Origin of the sequence: Paenibacillus tengchongensis (genome assembly GCF_008973665.1) — a bacterium.
GTDB lineage: Bacteria > Bacillota > Bacilli > Paenibacillales > Paenibacillaceae > Paenibacillus_AQ > Paenibacillus_AQ tengchongensis.
In genome coordinates, this window is the sequence record NZ_WACP01000003.1 from 39799 (window position 1) to 55880 (window position 16082).

A 16082-nucleotide genomic window follows, 5' to 3' on the forward strand; every position below is an offset into this window, starting at 1 on the left:
AGACAACTGCACACAAAAAAATACACCGCTTAGGTGCAAGGGCTCCTTAGCGGTGTATTTTAAAGATTGGGTTTACGGCCTGATGTTAGTAGCTTCTGCCGCGGTGTTTCCATGATTTGCAGGTTCTCTTAGGTTTGCAGGGCACATAGCGGCAGGGAAGGGGCTTACAACCTAATTTTGTTTTAGTGGTACAACAGCTTTCGATTTTAGGATCATATCTGACGGTGACGTATTTTTTTACAATTTCTTTCTTCACGAAACACTTTCTGATCGGTTTTTTTGGAATACAACAATGGGATCTGTGTACTCTGCTCATTTTTCATTACCTCCCAATAATTTTTACACCATATCATATGTTTGTGTGATCCACCCGGATTGGGATATTAGACTAGATTTGATAGGCTCATTACTAAAGATTATCGGGACAACAAGTCCGTCATCATGGATATTAGTGGAGGAGAGACCACAGTGCTGAATGTACAAACCCTGCGCGCTCCTGTGCCAGCACATTTGGACATGCCGACGCCGGAGCCGCAGGGGAACCGGGGCAAATGTATGCGAAAAATCGAATACAATGTTCTGTTGCGAGGGTAAACGGGGGAAATGTATGCGAAAAATCGAATATAATGTGCGGCTGCGGGGGTAAACGGGGCAAATGTATGCGAAAAATCGAATATAATGTGCGGCTGCGAGGGTAAACGGGGCAAATGTATGCGAAAAATCGAATATATTGTGCGGCTGCGAGGGTAAACGGGGCAAATGTATGCGAAAAATCGAATATAATGTGCGGCTGCGGGGGTAAACGGGGCAGGTGTATGCGAAAAATCGAATATAATGTGCGGCTGCGGGGGTAAACGGGGCAGGTGTATGCGAAAAATCGAATATATTGTGCTGCTGCGGGGGGAAAAGGCTGAAATGTATGCGAACAATCGAATACAATGTTCAGCCAGGCGCGGGCTCTTGGGGTTACTTTACTCCCGAAGCTATATAGGGTTATCCCCGTAAGAACTCCAGTCACTCCAGCCCCTGCATACATCCACATTGCTCCTTCTCCGGCGCCAGACGTTCAGGCAGACCGTGACGCCGGAGCCGCAGTAGGTTATGATCCCGCAATTCTTGTCCAGTCCGGCAAAATGCTCCGCAAGCTGCTCAGCGCTCTTATAGCTGCCCTCTGCGTCTTGCGTATCCTTCCAGATGTAGTTGAGCGCACCGGGAATGTGCCCGGCCTTCTTATCCATGGTCTCGTCGTACTCTCGGCTCTAAGACCGAAGTTGCTTTTTGTTTTGTTAGCTGGCACACAGAAGTAAGGAGCGTAAAGTAGTACTATGTTCGAGGGATGAAGAAGTGCTTTGTTACTGTACGAACGATAAAACAAATTAATCGGGGGAACATCTTATGAGAAGAAGCGTTGTGTTGGTTGCATTAATAGTATTGTGCTCGAATTATTTACCAGTATACGCATCGGCAGAGAATAACTTGCCAAATACAGAATCTAACTACATGCCTATTATTGTTGAGCTAGATGAAGAAGAATCAGCAGAAAAAGAAGCATCAGCAAAAAAATATGATGAATCAATGCACGCCGCAGAGGAATTAAATCAATATAAGAAAATAGTGTTTGAATATGTAGATTACTTAGATACTGTTAAAGAAGTAGCCAGTAAATATAGTAAAGATACAATTACCCAAAAGAATCGTCTGCAAGCATATAGCGACTACAATTCGATAATTATCCCTAATTATATAGAGTATTTCCAACAGCTAAATGTAGATTATGATTTTAACAAAAGCATATTCAGCACTGAACTTGAAAAAATTAATGATACTTATATTCTTTATTTAGATACAACACTAGATGGCTTCATTAAAATTCGGGATACTTTAAGTAAAACAAACTTCAAAAAGAGTGACATTATTGCTGGATTCGAAAAACTGGATGAGGCAGAAGTTTACTACAATAATATGTTAAAGCTATGGGATGCTTATACCAAAGAATATGATCTTTTGATTAAATTTGATGATTATAGTCCGATGAAAATAAAGGAACTTAATAGATTTAAATCCATGCTCCTTATAAATAACGTATACCGAGATAATGCTGTGGCAGAAATTAAAAAGTACAATCCAATTACAGAGGAAAATCGAAAGCAAGCATATATATCCTATAATAACGTTGTTATTCCAAACTTCACTAAATTTATTAGTCTTATGAAAAAAATAGAGGCGCCGAATCATCAGTTACATGACATTCACTCCATGTATATTAAAGGCCTTGAAATCCAATTTCAGGGTTATAACATGTTCAAGGATGCTTTGTATAAAAATCCTTTGAATATTAATAAACTAACTGCGGCGTGGAAAAAAGTGAATGAAGGCCAAGCATACCTGGATGTTGTAAATAAAAATATTAAACTTTATGAGGCTAAGTATTCCGGTAGCTTCGAATAGCTTAGTGCTTACTCATTAGTGAGAGTAGACCTACACTTGAAGGACGAAGAGGGATGCCATTCGCGAGTATGAGTCGCAACTTCCTCGTCCTGTGCTAGTTGTTTTAAGGCTGGTAAATTGTTAATCGTTATGTATTTATTTCGTATGGAAATGATATGTCTGGCCTGCAGTTCTTGTATGCCTATCGTTACTGATTCGCGGCTTACACCAATCATATGTGCCATATGCTGATGAGTAGTCTTCCAGTTGATTAAGTATCCTTCCTTTACCGCTACTCCAAAGTTAGAATGTAGATCAAGCAGCAGGTTGGCGATCCGGATTTTGCTCGAAAGGAAGGCTAAGTACTCTAGTTTGCGGTCTGCTTGGTCTAGTCGTTCACTCACAACATAGAAAAGCTTTCGAAGAATTTGAGGATAAGCCTCTATCAATTCATCCAGCTCTGATCTTTGAATCGCCCAAAGCGTAGTCTTTTCAAGCGTTGCCGCTGATGCTAAACGGGAATTATTGTTATGAATAGCCTCTAATTCACCAATTGTCTCACCGGGGAATTGATGGCCGAGTATTAACTCCTTATCTTCAGATTGACGGAAGATTTTTAGCGACCCTGATTTAATTACATACATTTCATTGCCCGGATCACCCTGCCAAAAGAGAACTTTATCCTTTGGGTATGTACGCTCTGAAAACCTGGATAATACATCATTTTTATCGGGTGGATGAATTTCATTAAACAAAGAAGTATCAAGAATAGAATTAAACATCTGCATACACTGCCTTCATGAGGTTATTTTGGATATTTAACTTATCTATTATTATGGGGCCATCTGTTACAACAGTCAGTAGAGGAGATCACAGATTGACTATTTTGTGTTCACGAAATTATACACAGTGCCTCGTTCAAGGGAGGCCAGACGGACCTCACCGTATCGCTTCCAATGATAGCTGCTGTGAAAATGATCAAAATGCACACCACCCAATGGTATTTCACTCTTCAGCGTAAACCCGGAGGCTTCTATATCTTCAATAACTTCCTTTAAGAACACCTCAAACAAGGAGGTCTTATAACCACTGAGATCTTTGAACGCGAGGAATGAAAGAATACCATCCTGCTTCAAACATCGAACTACAGTTTCGAGCAGTTCACTCCTTGGCGAATGGTGAATGACGTCGTACATCATCAGAAAATCAATCTGGTTTTGCACGGCATCTGGTAAGCCTAGATGATTCGTATTCATCAATTCCACATTCGTTAAACCCGCTTCGTCTAGTCGTCTCCCGGCGTGCTTAATAATCTTTTTCAACTTCTCTATAGCGATTACGCTTCCATTTGGTCCAGCGGCAATCGCTGCCGGTATCGTATAGTGTACAAATCCACACCCAATATCCATAACGGTCATTCCTGCCTCAAGCCCGCAGTGACCTAAGAGTTTAACGGCTTCCGTTCTTTCCCACTGGCAAACTTCATCGTAAGCGTTCAGATCAAGCACATCCTTTCTACTGTTCACTGAAACTCGCCTTCCTTTTTACAGGTATGTAGATGTCTATTTGACTATCGATATGCGCTTGGCAACGTTCATCATACAGCTCAAACTGCGGACCTTCGGCGATTTCATATTCGGATTGATACGACCACACCTTAACTATATAATCCCAAGACTTGCTGATTGAGGAGACTAAAACATCCCGCGGAACTTGTGGGGTCGTAAAAATGGCGTATGTGGCGGAAGAAAATGTTCTGCAAACACTTCCGCTCGGAGCATTATCGAAGCTTGTTACCTCCATTCCCAAAAGATACTTGAAGCTCCCGTCCTCCTTCCAGTTATGACATATTCCCAAGTCGATCCATCTTGCAGGATCAATCCAGTTAGGAATTGTACTGGGCCAGTCATTACTAAGATACATGTTCCAAAATTCAGGGATGGTTGTTTTACTTTTTGATGTATCCAGCTCATAACCTATAAACTTGAACTCGGGTTTTAATCGCATTAATAGGCTGCATCTCTATATCTCCTTTAAATTCCATTGCTGTCATATGATGCTCCCCCAATCTTTCCAGAATTTTTAAATGATCATACGTCTTTTTTACTCTGCATTCGCTGGGACTTAATCCAAAGTTTCGCTTAAATGCTCTTGTGAACGCCTCGGGAGATTGATACTGAAGTTTATAAGCAATATCAATAATGCTCTCATCCGTGCTCGCCAGCCAAACCACCGATAGGGACAACCGCCTCTTTCTGACATACTCCATAACGGCAATGCCAGTGAGATAATGGAAAACTCTATGAAAGTGATAAGGGGAAAAGGAGAGTCTGGCAGAAATGAGTTCTAAGGAAAGCTGCTCGCACAAATGTTCTTCAATGAAATCGATGGTATCCCGAATATAAGTGTAATATCCCATAAATCACCTCTTGTTAAGAGTAATAGGCTACAGTGGAGTTGTCCTGATTTTTCTTGTTGAATTGCTGCTTTTCACGGTAATCCAGTTAACTGTCAAGTGTTGGTACGAGGGCAGTAACGTGTTTCCGCCCTAAGGGGAACTTTACCAAATAAGTTGTGGTACAATGATACAGTCAGGTTAAAGACAAACTGCCATGATCTGATAAGAATACATAACTGGGGGAAGAGTAAGTGAAGAAGTTGATTTCTATATTAGTGATGTTTTGTTTAATTTGTACTTCAGCAATAAGTATTGCAAGTGCAGCAACTAAGTTTTCTCTGGAAGTGGACGGGAAGAAGATTGAAATTAATAATCCTGCGCCGTTCGTAGATTCTTCCAACAGACTACAGCTTCCACTAAGTCTGGTCCAAAAGGCGCTCAATATAAAACTAGCTTGGGATAGCGATAAAAAGGAGGCCACATTTCTCGTTCCAAAAGAGATTGACCCAAATTCAGTGCAAACTGGCATTGATTATTGGGGAATCATTTTTAAAGTCGGAAAAAATTATTATGCATCTAATTACAAGGTGTATCAAATGGACACAGCTCCTATCAATAAAAACGGTTCGATTTATGTACCCGCAGTTTATATTGGACAAGCTTTAAATTACACCGTAAAGTATGATAAAGCTACCGGACTAATCACAATGACTGATAATGGACCAAGTGAAGAAGAAAAAGCCTCATGGGCAAGGATAAATTTTTTTAGAGCATACGAAGAAGAAAACTGGGTTGATCGCGAAGGAGTATCGCCGGGAGGATCTACAATAGATCTTACGAAGCAGTATTATCTATATATAGAAAAGAACGTTAGTGAAAAAATCGAAGCTCAGGTGTACTTAGATGTGAGCGAATTTGCTGAAGAAAGAATACGTGAATTAGACAACATTCTCGCAGATAAGTTCGGTCGAGGAATTATCCGAAGCATGATAGAAAGTGTGTTAGTTTCCGATTCTGACCCTGTATACGCTTGGTATTCCATGAAAACCTACGATTTAAAGAGGACGCAGTACTTGACTATAGCGTCTGAAAAAGGAAACAAGAATGATTTGCTTGTTCGTGTTTACAATCCAGATGTCGTACCTACAAGTTTAAAGGATTATAAATTCGATCCGCTTAAGCCCTCGCTTAAATCCAATAAGGTGATAAAACGTGGTGTTTTAAGTTTTAATCCTTTTTATTCTACCATAGATGAATTTGAAGCGGTGGCTATTTCTCATGAACCTTTAGTTTTAAGTTCTACAGCTCACAGTGGGCTTAAGTCAGCATACTTAAAACCGTTAGCAATTGAAGTGTTTAATGCATACGGACTATATTATTCTGACCCTGAAGCAGGATTGGCGAAGTTTAAAGAGATCGTTTCAAAGAATGTAAGCCCCATCGGCAGTTATAAGGAAGATAGCATAAGGGAATTCTCCAAGACAGAATTGGGAACCCTGAATTCTCTAAGCAAAGCAGAGTTGGATAAAATAGCTGCATCGCTAAAGGCGATCGATATAAGATCTAACCTCATAAGTTCCGGTGGAACGTATAAAGGTATATTTGGAGAAGCCACGTTAGTGCCTGGAGAGGAAAAAATAATTGGATATATAAATAAAATTGATTCACCCATAAAGCACCAGTTTTACGTTGAATTCAGGTTCCTTAACATAAATGGGAAAATAACGTTGACTGGGATACACGTTGAATCTGGTGAAAGTTTATTTCCCATCTGATTTAAGATATGAATTCCTTCATGCGTAAGGAATATAGAGTTGTTCGAAAGCCAGTTTCAAGGTGAATGATAAATATTTCTTCATTATACTTGTTTGCAGTTTGTTTGCAAAAAGCCAAAAAGGACTGAACCAGGCAGATTATAGATTTTCCGGTTCGGTCCTTTTTTATTGTTTATACAAATCTCTCGTAACTCTTACACTTCCCCGGTAGCAACCGGATTCCCCTCGTACGAAATCCAGTCACTCCAGCTCCCCGCATACAGGCGAACATTCTTGAAACCGGCGCGTTCCAATGCCAGCACATTCGGGCAGGCCGTGACGCCGGAGCCGCAGTAGACGATAATCTCACGTTCCTTGTCAAGGCCAGTGAAATGCTCGCTAAGCTGCTCAGCGCTCTTGTAGCTGCCGTCGGCATTCAACGCGTCTTTCCAGAAGTAGCTGACTGCGCCGGGAATATGCCCGCCGACTGGGTCCAGGGTCTCGTTCAGCCCCCGGTAACGGTCGTTCGCGCGGGAGTCGAGCAGGACGGGCAGGGCGGAGGCATGGGTACCGGAGCTAACAGCGGACTCGAATAGGGAACCGGAACCATCGGACCCGGTCTTCACTGATTTCCGCGACACTTCACGTACCTCCTCCATTCCCGCCAGCATCTGCGGCTGAACTCTTGCCGTAAAAGTGCTCGGCACCCGCACGGGCTGGTGATCCGTCACCGGATATTTCTCCGCTCTCCAGGCGCTGAACCCGCCTTCGAGCACGTACACCTGCTCATGCCCGAGGTAGCGCAGCAGCCACCATAGCCGGGCGGCGTTCATGCCGCTCTCGTCGTCATAGGCAACGATACGCGTATCGTTGCCGATTCCCAGCTTCGACAAGCGTGCTGCAAGGGTCTGCGGGTCCGGCAGCGGATGGCGTCCCCCATGCTCAGAGACCGGAGCGGACAGGTCCGTCTCCAAATCGAGATACACCGCGCCGGGAATATGCTCCTGTCCATAGCTTTCCCGGCCGGCATCCGGCTTACCGAGCGTAAAGCGGCAATCCACAATCGTCTGCTCCGGCTCATAGAGCCTGGCCAATAGCCAGCGTTTCGATACAGTTGCGTCCAATACAATCCCATCCTTTGCTTATTTCAATATGATGTATATTATAGCGGATAACTTTTCTTAAGCCGAGCAAAATCAGGTCCGGAGGGAGGGATCGCGATGGCGCCGGGTCTCGGCAGATGAATCTCTTGTCTTAAGAGTGTAGTGGTAACAGTTATACTATGTAAACGAACAAGTATACAAGAAAACAGCAGCCCAGCCAGTAAGGATAGCAGCAGGCTGCGCATCCGTCCAGGGGGACCTGCGCAGCCTGCGCTTAATGATTTGGCGCTTAAATCAGCCGGTAGCCGGGAGGCAGCTCCCCGCTGTCGCGGATACGGCGGATCTGGGCCAGCGTCAGACGCTGATTGGTGGAGATGATGGACTCGACATCATTGCCGGAAATATAGTCATCCAGATCACGGATGCTGCGGTTGCCGCGCAGAACGCGGAAGCTGCCTCTGAAGCGGGTGCGGCTGAACAGCACAAGCGTTGCATTGCTGCTGGTAGAGAAGAAACGGAGACTCTCGATTCCATCCAGAATATTGTCCGTATTGCGGATGCCCAGATTACCGGTATAGATCCGGCTTCTTCCCCGGTAGTTCTCTTCGGAGTAGACCGTCAGCCGCGGATACGTCTGTGAGATAAAGGCTTTTGTCATTGTCGCATACCTCCCGGTTAATGTTGTGCAGCGGAGTTTCCATACTATTCTATGAGCCGGCGGACCTTGAGGTGTGGTTGAGAGACTAGAACGGGACTGTCATCCAGCGCGATTTTTATAAATACATGCTGTTTCCGAGTTTCGAGCCTTCCGTCTACAAAGAATCGTGGATGAACGTAGGGGACGCGCTGCGGTATCAGGCTGAATTCTACTCCGATTTCGATTCCGCCAAGGCGCAGCGGATGCTAGAGTTCATGCGGCTGCGGAAGCAGAATAAAGTGAAGGTCCTGTCCAAGGGCATGTACGAACGCCTGCAGCTTACCCTGGCGCTCTCCCGCAAAGCGAAGCTGTATATGCTGGATGAACCGATCGGCGGCGTGGACCCGGTGGCCCGCACCAGAATTCTGGATGCGCTGATGGAATTCTACCAGGAAGACAGTACGATCCTCATATCGACCCATCTGGTAAAAGATATCGAGCGGATATTCGATGAGGTGCTCTTCATTAAAGAGGGAGAGCTTGTTCTGCAGGGGGAAGTGAAAGATATTCGGATGCAGCGTCATATCTGTATCGACGAGCTGTTCAGAGAGGTGTATGCGGAATGCTGAAGCTGCTGAAATACGATTTCCGGCGTGAGCGGGACAATATATTGGCGATGTTCGCTGTTGCTGATGCTGGTTATCGCTGTAGTGAAGGTATTGCCCGTTAAACGAAAAGTATGGATCGGCATTATGTTGACTGCATTGCTGCAGAACGGGCTTATTTATAGATTCGGGAAATATACTGCAAACAGGCAGGGCGCGGGCGCCCTGCCTGTTTGCATGTGTGCTTATAAAAGAAACGGCCGGTAGCCGCTCTCATAGAGCTTAAATGGCAGGAAGACGATTACAGGCCCAGGGCCCGTGCAGTGCCGGTCCAAATGTCCAACTCGCGCAGCAGCCGTTCTTCTTCTTCTTCTGTAAGGTCCAGCCTGATGCCGTACTGAAATTGCCCAAGTCCGAACATCCAGCCCCAACGCACGCTGCCTTCGAACTGGAGCATGGTATCTGTCAGCTGGAAATGGATAATAAGCTTCGTATCGCCTGCGGTGAAGCGCAAATTCAGAGATGTGCGTACCTTGCATCCGGAGCGGCTCAGGTCAAGCAGCAATCCTTCGGTCAGTCTGCCTGCTCCCGGTCCGGCAGAACCTGCCGGAACCTCCAGCCAGCATGTAATCGGCTGGTTCATTACATACCGGAACGGTTCTTTTCTGCTGGAATCATCCATCGTTTACCTCCGCCTGTTTTTTTGCTATTATATCCAAATGATTTTCGTCACACAATCTCCTAAAGTGCCATTTTTATAGTTGAAATTTAAAATATTTAAGTCAAGCGCTCCATGAGCATGAGTTGCCCGGCGGCTTATTCTAAACATCATGTAAAGTTACACCGATAACATATTTAACGACTTCTTTCGACATGCAGAAGATGACAGAACAAAGTTGATTTTAGGCTGCCAAGCCATGGCGGCAAGAGGAGAATGGATATGTCGCTTAATCTGCGCACCTTATTGTCCGGTGCTTCCGCACTGATTATTGTTCTGCTGACGGCGCTCTTAATCCATGTAATCGGAGAACAATCCACGGACAGGGTCGAGGTCAGCATCGGCGGCTCGCTGGCTAAGGAGGCCTACCAGATGGCCGAGAAGCTGGATCATTTCATGTGGGCGCGTTCAGGCGAAGTGGAGGTGCTCAGTAAGCTAAGTGCGTTTCAGCAGCCGTATGATCCTGCAGAGATCGGAGGACTGCTCAATCAGCTCAAGAGCAGCCTCCCGGTGTTTACCTGGGTCGGGTTTCTGGATACGCAGGGCAACGTCATTTCGGCTACCGGCAATATCCTGGCCGGACAGAATATCAGCCAGCGCCCTGTGTTTCAGGAAGGGCTGAAAGGGCTCTACACCGGCGATGTCCACGACGCCGTCCTGCTGGCCAAGCTGCTGCCGAATCCGTCTGGTGAACCGCTGCAATTCGTAGATGTCAGCGTGCCTGTCCAAGGCAAGGACGGGCAGGTGAGCGGTGTCCTGGCTGCGCATCTGAGCTGGGAGTGGTCACGGGAAGTGGAATCCTCGATCCTTGCTCCGCTCAAGGACCGCATGCGCGAACTGGAGATTTATGTGGTCAGCAGGAGAGATGATACGATTCTGCTGGGGCCTTCCTCCATGATTGGCCGGAAGCTGTCGGATGATGTTCTCGCCAAGGCCCGCGCCGGTGAAAATTCATGGGTTGTGGAGAAGAACGGGGCCGACAAAAAATATTTAACCGGGTATGCCTACGGCGACGGTTATATGAATTATCCGGGGCTTGGCTGGACGGTAGTGGTCCGGCAGCCGGCGGAGATCGCCTTTGCCCCGGTGCATCAGCTTGAGCGCTTCATGGTGCTGTCAGGCCTGGCCGCAGCCGTGGTCTTCGGGATTCTCGGCTGGCTGCTGGCCGGCTGGATCGCCCGTCCGCTGCACCGCTTGTCCCAATCAGCCAATATGCTCAGCAGCGGAACCCAGGTGGAGATCCCCGTCAACAGCCGTATTAAAGATGTAGCGGTTCTTGCTTCGTCCTTAAACAATTTGGTGGGTAATCTGACCAAAACGGAGAATAAGCTGAGCTTCATGTCCGACATAGCGCTGCATGACGGGCTTACGGGACTGCTGAACCGTACCGGACTGAACGAATTTCTCGCGCATGCGGTCGGCAAGGCGAAGCAGAACCGGACGACGCTCAGTTTCCTGTACCTGGATTTGGACGGATTCAAGAACGTCAATGATTCGCTCGGACATGCCGCCGGCGATGCGTTGCTTAAGAAGGTTGCCGACCGTCTGGTAGACTGCACCCGTGAGAATGAAATTGTTGCCCGCATCGGCGGCGATGAATTTGTTGTCGTGCTGAACACAACGGCAGGCAAACCGGCGTACGAGGCCGAGGTGGTCGCGGCACGCATCATCAGCAAAATCAATCTGCCGATTGAAATCGGTGATGCGACCGCCCATGTAGGCTGCAGTGTGGGTGCGGCCGTATGGACACCGGATGGTCTGGAGCCGGAAGAGATTTTGCATCTTGCCGATGAGGCGCTGTATATCTCCAAGCGCAGCGGCAAGAACCGGATTACCTTTGAAGCGGCAAGTTAGCAGTTCAATGAGACACAGCAAAACAGCCCTATACCCGGCTTCCCGTTGCTTTACAGCGGACAGAAGGCGGTGTATAGGGCTGTTTGGGCATGAGGCCGGACTACGGCTGTATGTAGTACATTATTTTAAGCGCCTCCGCGGTTTCGTCCAATATTTGATCCACAGATGTTCCTCATCGTCACGGAAGAAATGGATCCCGATCCACTTCAAGGGAGTCCACAATTCTCTAAAATAAAATGAAGGCATAGGTTAAAGGACCCTCCTTAGTATAGTAAATTGTTACTATATACTACGTCATATTGATGAAAGAATCAAACGGTTGGGATCGGTCTTAACCTTCACTATAAAATAACAGTGTTATTGGAGTGTTATCGGGAATTATAATTCTTTCAATATTGAATGCGTGCACGGATTTTTCCTCCGGCGAACCGGTAGGGAAACGCACAAGCCCTTGCCGCTGCTGCGGCATTTAATAAAGAAAGGATGTGATGAAATGACGGCAAGCAAATTTCTGGACAAAATCATACCTTATGCTGTGGCGGACATGCAGCGCAGCCATATTGCCGCTTCACTGACTATTGCCCAGGCCGCGCTGGAATCAAACTGGGGCAACAGCGGGTTAACCGCAAAGGCGAATAACCTGTTTGGCATAAAAGGCAGCGGCCCGGCGGGAAGCATTGTCATCAGAACGACCGAATATGTAGGCGGCAGGCCCGTACAGGTAGCCGCTACCTTCCGGGCCTATAATAACTGGGGTGAATCTGTTGCGGATCATTCCGCTGTTATTGTCGGCGGGGTCTCCTGGAACCGCAATTTGTACAACAAAGTCATCGGTGTCGATGGCCGGACGGCGGCGCGGGAGATTGCCGCCGCCGGTTACGCCACCGATCCGCAATACGCAAACAAGCTGATCCGGATTATGGATGAGTATCATCTGTATCAATACGACGAGTTTGAGGAGGATGACGAGATGTCGGCTGAAGACAAAGCAAAGCTCGCAAGCCTGGAATCCGAAGTGAATCAATTGCGCGTTCTGCTGGCGGGTCTTACCGTCAGCAGGGATACGCTGAAGTCCGGTGTGCAGGAGCAGGGAGAAGCGATCAAAAATGTGACCGGACGGCTGTCTGTGATTGAAGGGCGCTCGGTAATGAATGTTCCCGAGTGGGCGGAGGCCGCCGTACATGCTGCGGTCGCTGCCGGTCTGCTGGATACGCCGACCGGCGGCAGCCATGATTTCTACCGGATTCTGACGGTGCTGAACCGGGCAGGCCTGCTGGTCACCGGACAACAATAAAGTACCGGGCATTTCCTGCTTCAGCACAGCATATGCGGATTTCACTCAAACGTGTGATTTGACCAAACCACCGTCTTCTTTCCTTAATACTATGAGATATATTGAAGAAAGGGGGTACGATCTATGGGAACTTATCTGGATGCAAGAACCTCGCAAAATGCCAGCACAGCCAACTCGATCGCCATACCGATTCTGGCGATTAACACCCCGCAGTTATTCGGGCAAATCGGGCTTTTGTCGGCGGGGATTACGGCCAACCCGCGTGTACTTCTTAAAGGAACCATATCCGTTCAGGTTCCGCTGGCCCTGGTCGGCATTACCATTACAATTGTCAGAGGGACTTTGCCGACAGACCCGGTAGTATACTCGGCAACCTCGACATTCAGCCTCAGCCTGCTAGCGCCGCAGGTCATTGCCTTTTCCGCCGCCGATTACCTGCCTCCGGTTACCCCGCAGATTACCTATACCGCATTTGTCAGCTCCAATCTGCTGGGAACGGTGCGCGTCGGGCCGGAAAGCTTTGACGGCATTCTGGTTTCCGATTAAGCGCAGGGCTTTATTGTAATCATTGCAAACAAAAATCGAGGCCCTATTTCTAGGGCCTCTTTCATGGGAGAGGAGAAACCGGACGAAGAGCTTATGGGGAAACGTAAGCCTGCTCCGCGGTTGTCTACGACATTTTGCGATGTCGATAGTTACATGATGTCCGCTTCGGGCCGGACTTATACATATGACGGAACTTTTTTTACGGGGAAATGTGCGACAGATTTAGACAGACTTTTTCAATCGTCATTCAATTGTGGTACTATAGGCTTGCTACAATGCCGTTTAGGCATGAATAACAGAGAGACATAAAGCAGGTGAAATGATCGGTGAGAGTTGTATCGGGAAGCGCAAAAGGCAGACCGCTGAAGAGCGTGCCGGGAACTGGAACGCGGCCGACGACCGATAAGGTCAAGGAGGCGGTATTCAGTATGATCGGTCCGTATTTTGACGGGGGGACCGTGCTGGATTTGTTCGCCGGAACAGGCGGGCTAGGCATTGAAGCGCTCAGCAGAGGGATGGACAGTGCGGTATTTGTGGACATGGAACCGAAGAGCATTGAGACGGTCCGGGCCAATCTGAAGACAGTTAGGCTGGAAGCGCAGGCGGAGGTCTACCGCAATGATGCGGGACGGGCCCTTGCGGCGATGGAAAAGCGGGGCAAGGTATTTGACCTGGTGTTTCTCGACCCGCCTTATAGGTTGAAGCACGGGGCTGAACTGATGCAGACTATGCAGCAAAAAGGACTGCTCAGTCCCGACGCGGTCATTGTGCTGGAACATGAATCCGGGTATGCATATCCGGCGGATATTCCCGGTTTCAGCCAAATCAAGCATAGCGTGTACGGCGAAACAACGATCTCTATCTACAGGATAGAGTCCGTCCTTCCCGGGGAAGAGGCGGAGAGTGGCGAGGAGGATACTGATGAGTCAGCAGATTAGAAAAGAACGGGTCGCCATTTATCCCGGAAGCTTTGATCCGGTAACGCTGGGGCATATGGACATTATTCATCGCGCCGCCAAGCAGTTTGACAGGCTGATCGTTGCCGTATTGAACAATTTAAGCAAAAATCCGCTGTTCTCGGTAGAGGAACGGGCGGATTTGCTGCGACAGGCTACTGCAGATCTTCCCAATGTGGAAGTTGACAGCTTCCGTGATTTGCTGGTCAATTATCTCCGCCAGAAGGATGCCCAGGTGATTGTGCGCGGGATCCGGACGGTAACGGACTTTGAATATGAGCTGCAGAATGCGTCCATCAATCAGAGTCTGAATCCGGACGCGGAAACCATTTTTATGATGACCAATCCCAAATATTCATATCTCAGCTCCAGCGTCGTCAAAGAGCTGGCTCATTTCGGCGGGAATGTGTCGGATTTCGTGACGCCGGAAGTGGAGCAGGCGATGAGACGCAAGTTCAGCGCTTTGGCTGACGATAACGGGCAGCAACATAAATAGCTGCCGAACTTGCCAATAATAGGAGCAGCGCAAGGCTTTGGAGTCCCAGCAGGCGCGGCAGAGAGGTCCACACCGGCAGGGCAGCTAGGCTCTGGGCGTCTTCCGGGCCTGCGGGCAAGACGGCTGCGGGCAAGGCGGCGGCTTGCAGGGAGAGCAGCGGCTTCCACAGCAGCACGGTCAGCAGGAAGGCGTATCCTGCATGCAGCAGCCGGGCTGCCGCAAAGGGCAGAAACCGCCCGCCAGCCTGCTTCAGTGCGGACAGCGCCTGCAATTGGGCGCACAGCCCGCTCCATGCCAAGGCCGCCGACAGCGCACCCGCTGCGAGGACTCCAGACTGATTCAGCGCAGAGGCGGCGGCGTTTGCGCCCAGATGCAGCTCCAGTACGCCAGCAGTCAGGCCTGCCGGAAGCCAGGACAGGGCGCTGCCGATGATCTGGATAACGACGGCAAATATAATCATATAGCCGCCGACAATCATCAGATTCTGCACGGCGGATGCCACGGAATCGCCCAGCAGCTTGCCGAAGCTACGGCCGTCTGCCGCCCGGGCCGCGGCCGCAGTCTGGACCACCCGCCGGCTGAGGGAGACCGGGTTTCGCGCGGGATTGGCCGGCTCTGTATGCCTGCCGGCGAAACGTCCATTTGTGAAGCCGGCCAAGAGACCCGATGCCCAGTGGATGGCAAGCAGCGCATAACCGGCCTCCGGCTGATGCAGAAAGCCTACGCCTACCACGATAAGCAGCGTCACGGGGCTGGCGAAATGGCTTAGCGCGGCAAGCCTGCGGGCTTCCGGCCCCGTGAGGGCGCCCTGCTTATACAGCCGGGCCGCGCCGGCGGCTCCGGCCGGAAAGCCGGCATTCATGCCCAGTGTAAGCAGCCAGCCTCCGGCGCCGGGGAGCCGGAAGACGCGGGTCATCACGGGCTCCAGCAGGACACCGATGCCGTGGACCCAGCCGGAGGCCGTCAGCATCTCGGACAGCATCAGAAAAGGCAGCAGGGCCGGAAAGACGAGCGTCCACCACAGCTTCAGCCCCTGAAGCGAGGCCTGAAAAGCCGGCTCCGGAGAAGCTACGATGGCCGCCGCCAGCATGATGGCAAGGGCGCCGGACAGAAAAGGTGCGGTGCCTGAGGCGATTCGGCGTATTTTCAGATGATTCATGTTATGTACCACCTCTTCATAGCATAAGACATGGGCTTGACCTGTTATCCATGTTATGCGCTGCAAGCGGCTGACATGCCTTGGCGAAAGAGGAACCGAATCTCCTGCAGGACCAGGCGTTTCAGCAAAGCGGTG

The 16082-nt window shown here is 48.8% G+C and carries 16 protein-coding genes and 1 pseudogene; 8 read left to right on the top strand and 9 right to left on the bottom strand.

Translation table 11 applies throughout. The features are described 5' to 3' along the window. Nucleotides 1–983 precede the first annotated feature (983 nt). Complete coding sequence (locus tag F1381_RS05890; protein ID WP_151733904.1) at nt 984–1238, bottom strand: sulfurtransferase; 255 nt, start codon at nt 1236–1238, stop codon at nt 984–986. Nucleotides 1239–1395: 157 nt separating this feature from the next. Between F1381_RS05890 and F1381_RS05895 the strand changes: the two genes are divergently transcribed. Next, complete coding sequence (locus tag F1381_RS05895; RefSeq protein ID WP_151733905.1) at nt 1396–2448, top strand: hypothetical protein; 1053 nt, start codon at nt 1396–1398, stop codon at nt 2446–2448. A gap of 8 nt (nt 2449–2456) precedes the next feature. Here F1381_RS05895 and F1381_RS05900 read toward each other — a convergent pair whose 3' ends face one another. The 4 genes from F1381_RS05900 to F1381_RS05915 form a co-directional block, all read right to left on the bottom strand. Next, nucleotides 2457–3215 carry a Crp/Fnr family transcriptional regulator gene (locus F1381_RS05900; protein ID WP_151733906.1) on the bottom strand — a complete coding sequence of 253 codons (759 nt, stop codon included), beginning with the start codon at nt 3213–3215 and terminating at the stop codon, nt 2457–2459. Nucleotides 3216–3308: 93 nt separating this feature from the next. Further along, nucleotides 3309–3953, bottom strand: a complete 645-nt coding sequence (locus F1381_RS05905) for a class I SAM-dependent methyltransferase (RefSeq protein ID WP_151733907.1) — start codon at nt 3951–3953, stop codon at nt 3309–3311. Further along, the gene (locus F1381_RS29230; protein WP_151733908.1) at nt 3943–4434 is read right to left on the bottom strand and encodes a GyrI-like domain-containing protein; all 492 of its coding nucleotides are present in this window, start codon (nt 4432–4434) and stop codon (nt 3943–3945) included. The genes F1381_RS05905 and F1381_RS29230 overlap by 11 nt, the downstream gene beginning before the upstream one ends. Next, nucleotides 4397–4846: a helix-turn-helix domain-containing protein gene (locus F1381_RS05915; protein ID WP_151733909.1), complete on the bottom strand. Its 450-nt coding sequence runs from the start codon at nt 4844–4846 to the stop codon at nt 4397–4399. The genes F1381_RS29230 and F1381_RS05915 overlap by 38 nt, the downstream gene beginning before the upstream one ends. 230 nt (nt 4847–5076) lie before the next feature. Here F1381_RS05915 and F1381_RS05920 point away from each other — a divergent pair, with 230 nt between their 5' ends. Then, complete coding sequence (locus F1381_RS05920; protein WP_151733910.1) at nt 5077–6600, top strand: copper amine oxidase N-terminal domain-containing protein; 1524 nt, start codon at nt 5077–5079, stop codon at nt 6598–6600. Nucleotides 6601–6794: 194 nt separating this feature from the next. Here the strand turns inward: F1381_RS05920 and F1381_RS05925 are convergent, their stop codons facing one another. Together F1381_RS05925 and F1381_RS05930 are read right to left on the bottom strand one after the other, a co-directional pair. Further along, nucleotides 6795–7703 (bottom strand): sulfurtransferase, encoded by a 909-nt coding sequence (locus tag F1381_RS05925; protein WP_151733911.1) that lies wholly within the window; start codon nt 7701–7703, stop codon nt 6795–6797. A gap of 268 nt (nt 7704–7971) precedes the next feature. Further along, nucleotides 7972–8340 carry a hypothetical protein gene (locus F1381_RS05930; RefSeq protein ID WP_151733912.1) on the bottom strand — a complete coding sequence of 123 codons (369 nt, stop codon included), beginning with the start codon at nt 8338–8340 and terminating at the stop codon, nt 7972–7974. Between the two features lie 161 nt (nt 8341–8501). Here F1381_RS05930 and F1381_RS05935 point away from each other — a divergent pair. Next, a pseudogene (locus F1381_RS05935) lies at nt 8502–8948 on the top strand (ATP-binding cassette domain-containing protein); the annotation flags it as partial. A gap of 277 nt (nt 8949–9225) precedes the next feature. Here the strand turns inward: F1381_RS05935 and F1381_RS05940 are convergent. Beyond that, entirely contained in the window at nt 9226–9606 is a 381-nt protein-coding gene (locus F1381_RS05940; RefSeq protein WP_151733914.1) for a PilZ domain-containing protein, read from the bottom strand. A 258-nt stretch (nt 9607–9864) separates the two neighbouring features. On the opposite strand from F1381_RS05940, the gene F1381_RS05945 reads away from it, so the two are divergent. The 5 genes from F1381_RS05945 (at nt 9865) to coaD (ending at nt 14788) form a co-directional block, all read left to right on the top strand. Next, nucleotides 9865–11496: a sensor domain-containing diguanylate cyclase gene (locus F1381_RS05945; RefSeq protein WP_151733915.1), complete on the top strand. Its 1632-nt coding sequence runs from the start codon at nt 9865–9867 to the stop codon at nt 11494–11496. A 493-nt stretch (nt 11497–11989) separates the two neighbouring features. Then, nucleotides 11990–12790, top strand: a complete 801-nt coding sequence (locus F1381_RS05950; protein WP_151733916.1) for a glycoside hydrolase family 73 protein — start codon at nt 11990–11992, stop codon at nt 12788–12790. Between the two features lie 123 nt (nt 12791–12913). Then, on the top strand, nt 12914–13336 hold the full coding sequence (locus F1381_RS05955; protein ID WP_151733917.1) for a hypothetical protein: 423 nt from the start codon (nt 12914–12916) through the stop codon (nt 13334–13336). Between the two features lie 326 nt (nt 13337–13662). Continuing rightward, nucleotides 13663–14274, top strand: coding sequence for a 16S rRNA (guanine(966)-N(2))-methyltransferase RsmD (gene rsmD, locus F1381_RS05965; RefSeq protein ID WP_151733919.1), 612 nt, complete (start codon nt 13663–13665; stop codon nt 14272–14274). Next, complete coding sequence (gene coaD / locus F1381_RS05970) at nt 14258–14788, top strand: pantetheine-phosphate adenylyltransferase (RefSeq protein WP_151733920.1); 531 nt, start codon at nt 14258–14260, stop codon at nt 14786–14788. Before rsmD ends, coaD begins: the two co-directional genes overlap by 17 nt. On the opposite strand, the gene F1381_RS05975 is transcribed toward coaD, so the two are convergent. Continuing rightward, the gene (locus F1381_RS05975; RefSeq protein ID WP_151733921.1) at nt 14748–15947 is read right to left on the bottom strand and encodes a nucleoside recognition domain-containing protein; all 1200 of its coding nucleotides are present in this window, start codon (nt 15945–15947) and stop codon (nt 14748–14750) included. The two genes, coaD and F1381_RS05975, sit on opposite strands and share 41 nt — an antisense overlap. Nucleotides 15948–16082 lie beyond the last annotated feature (135 nt).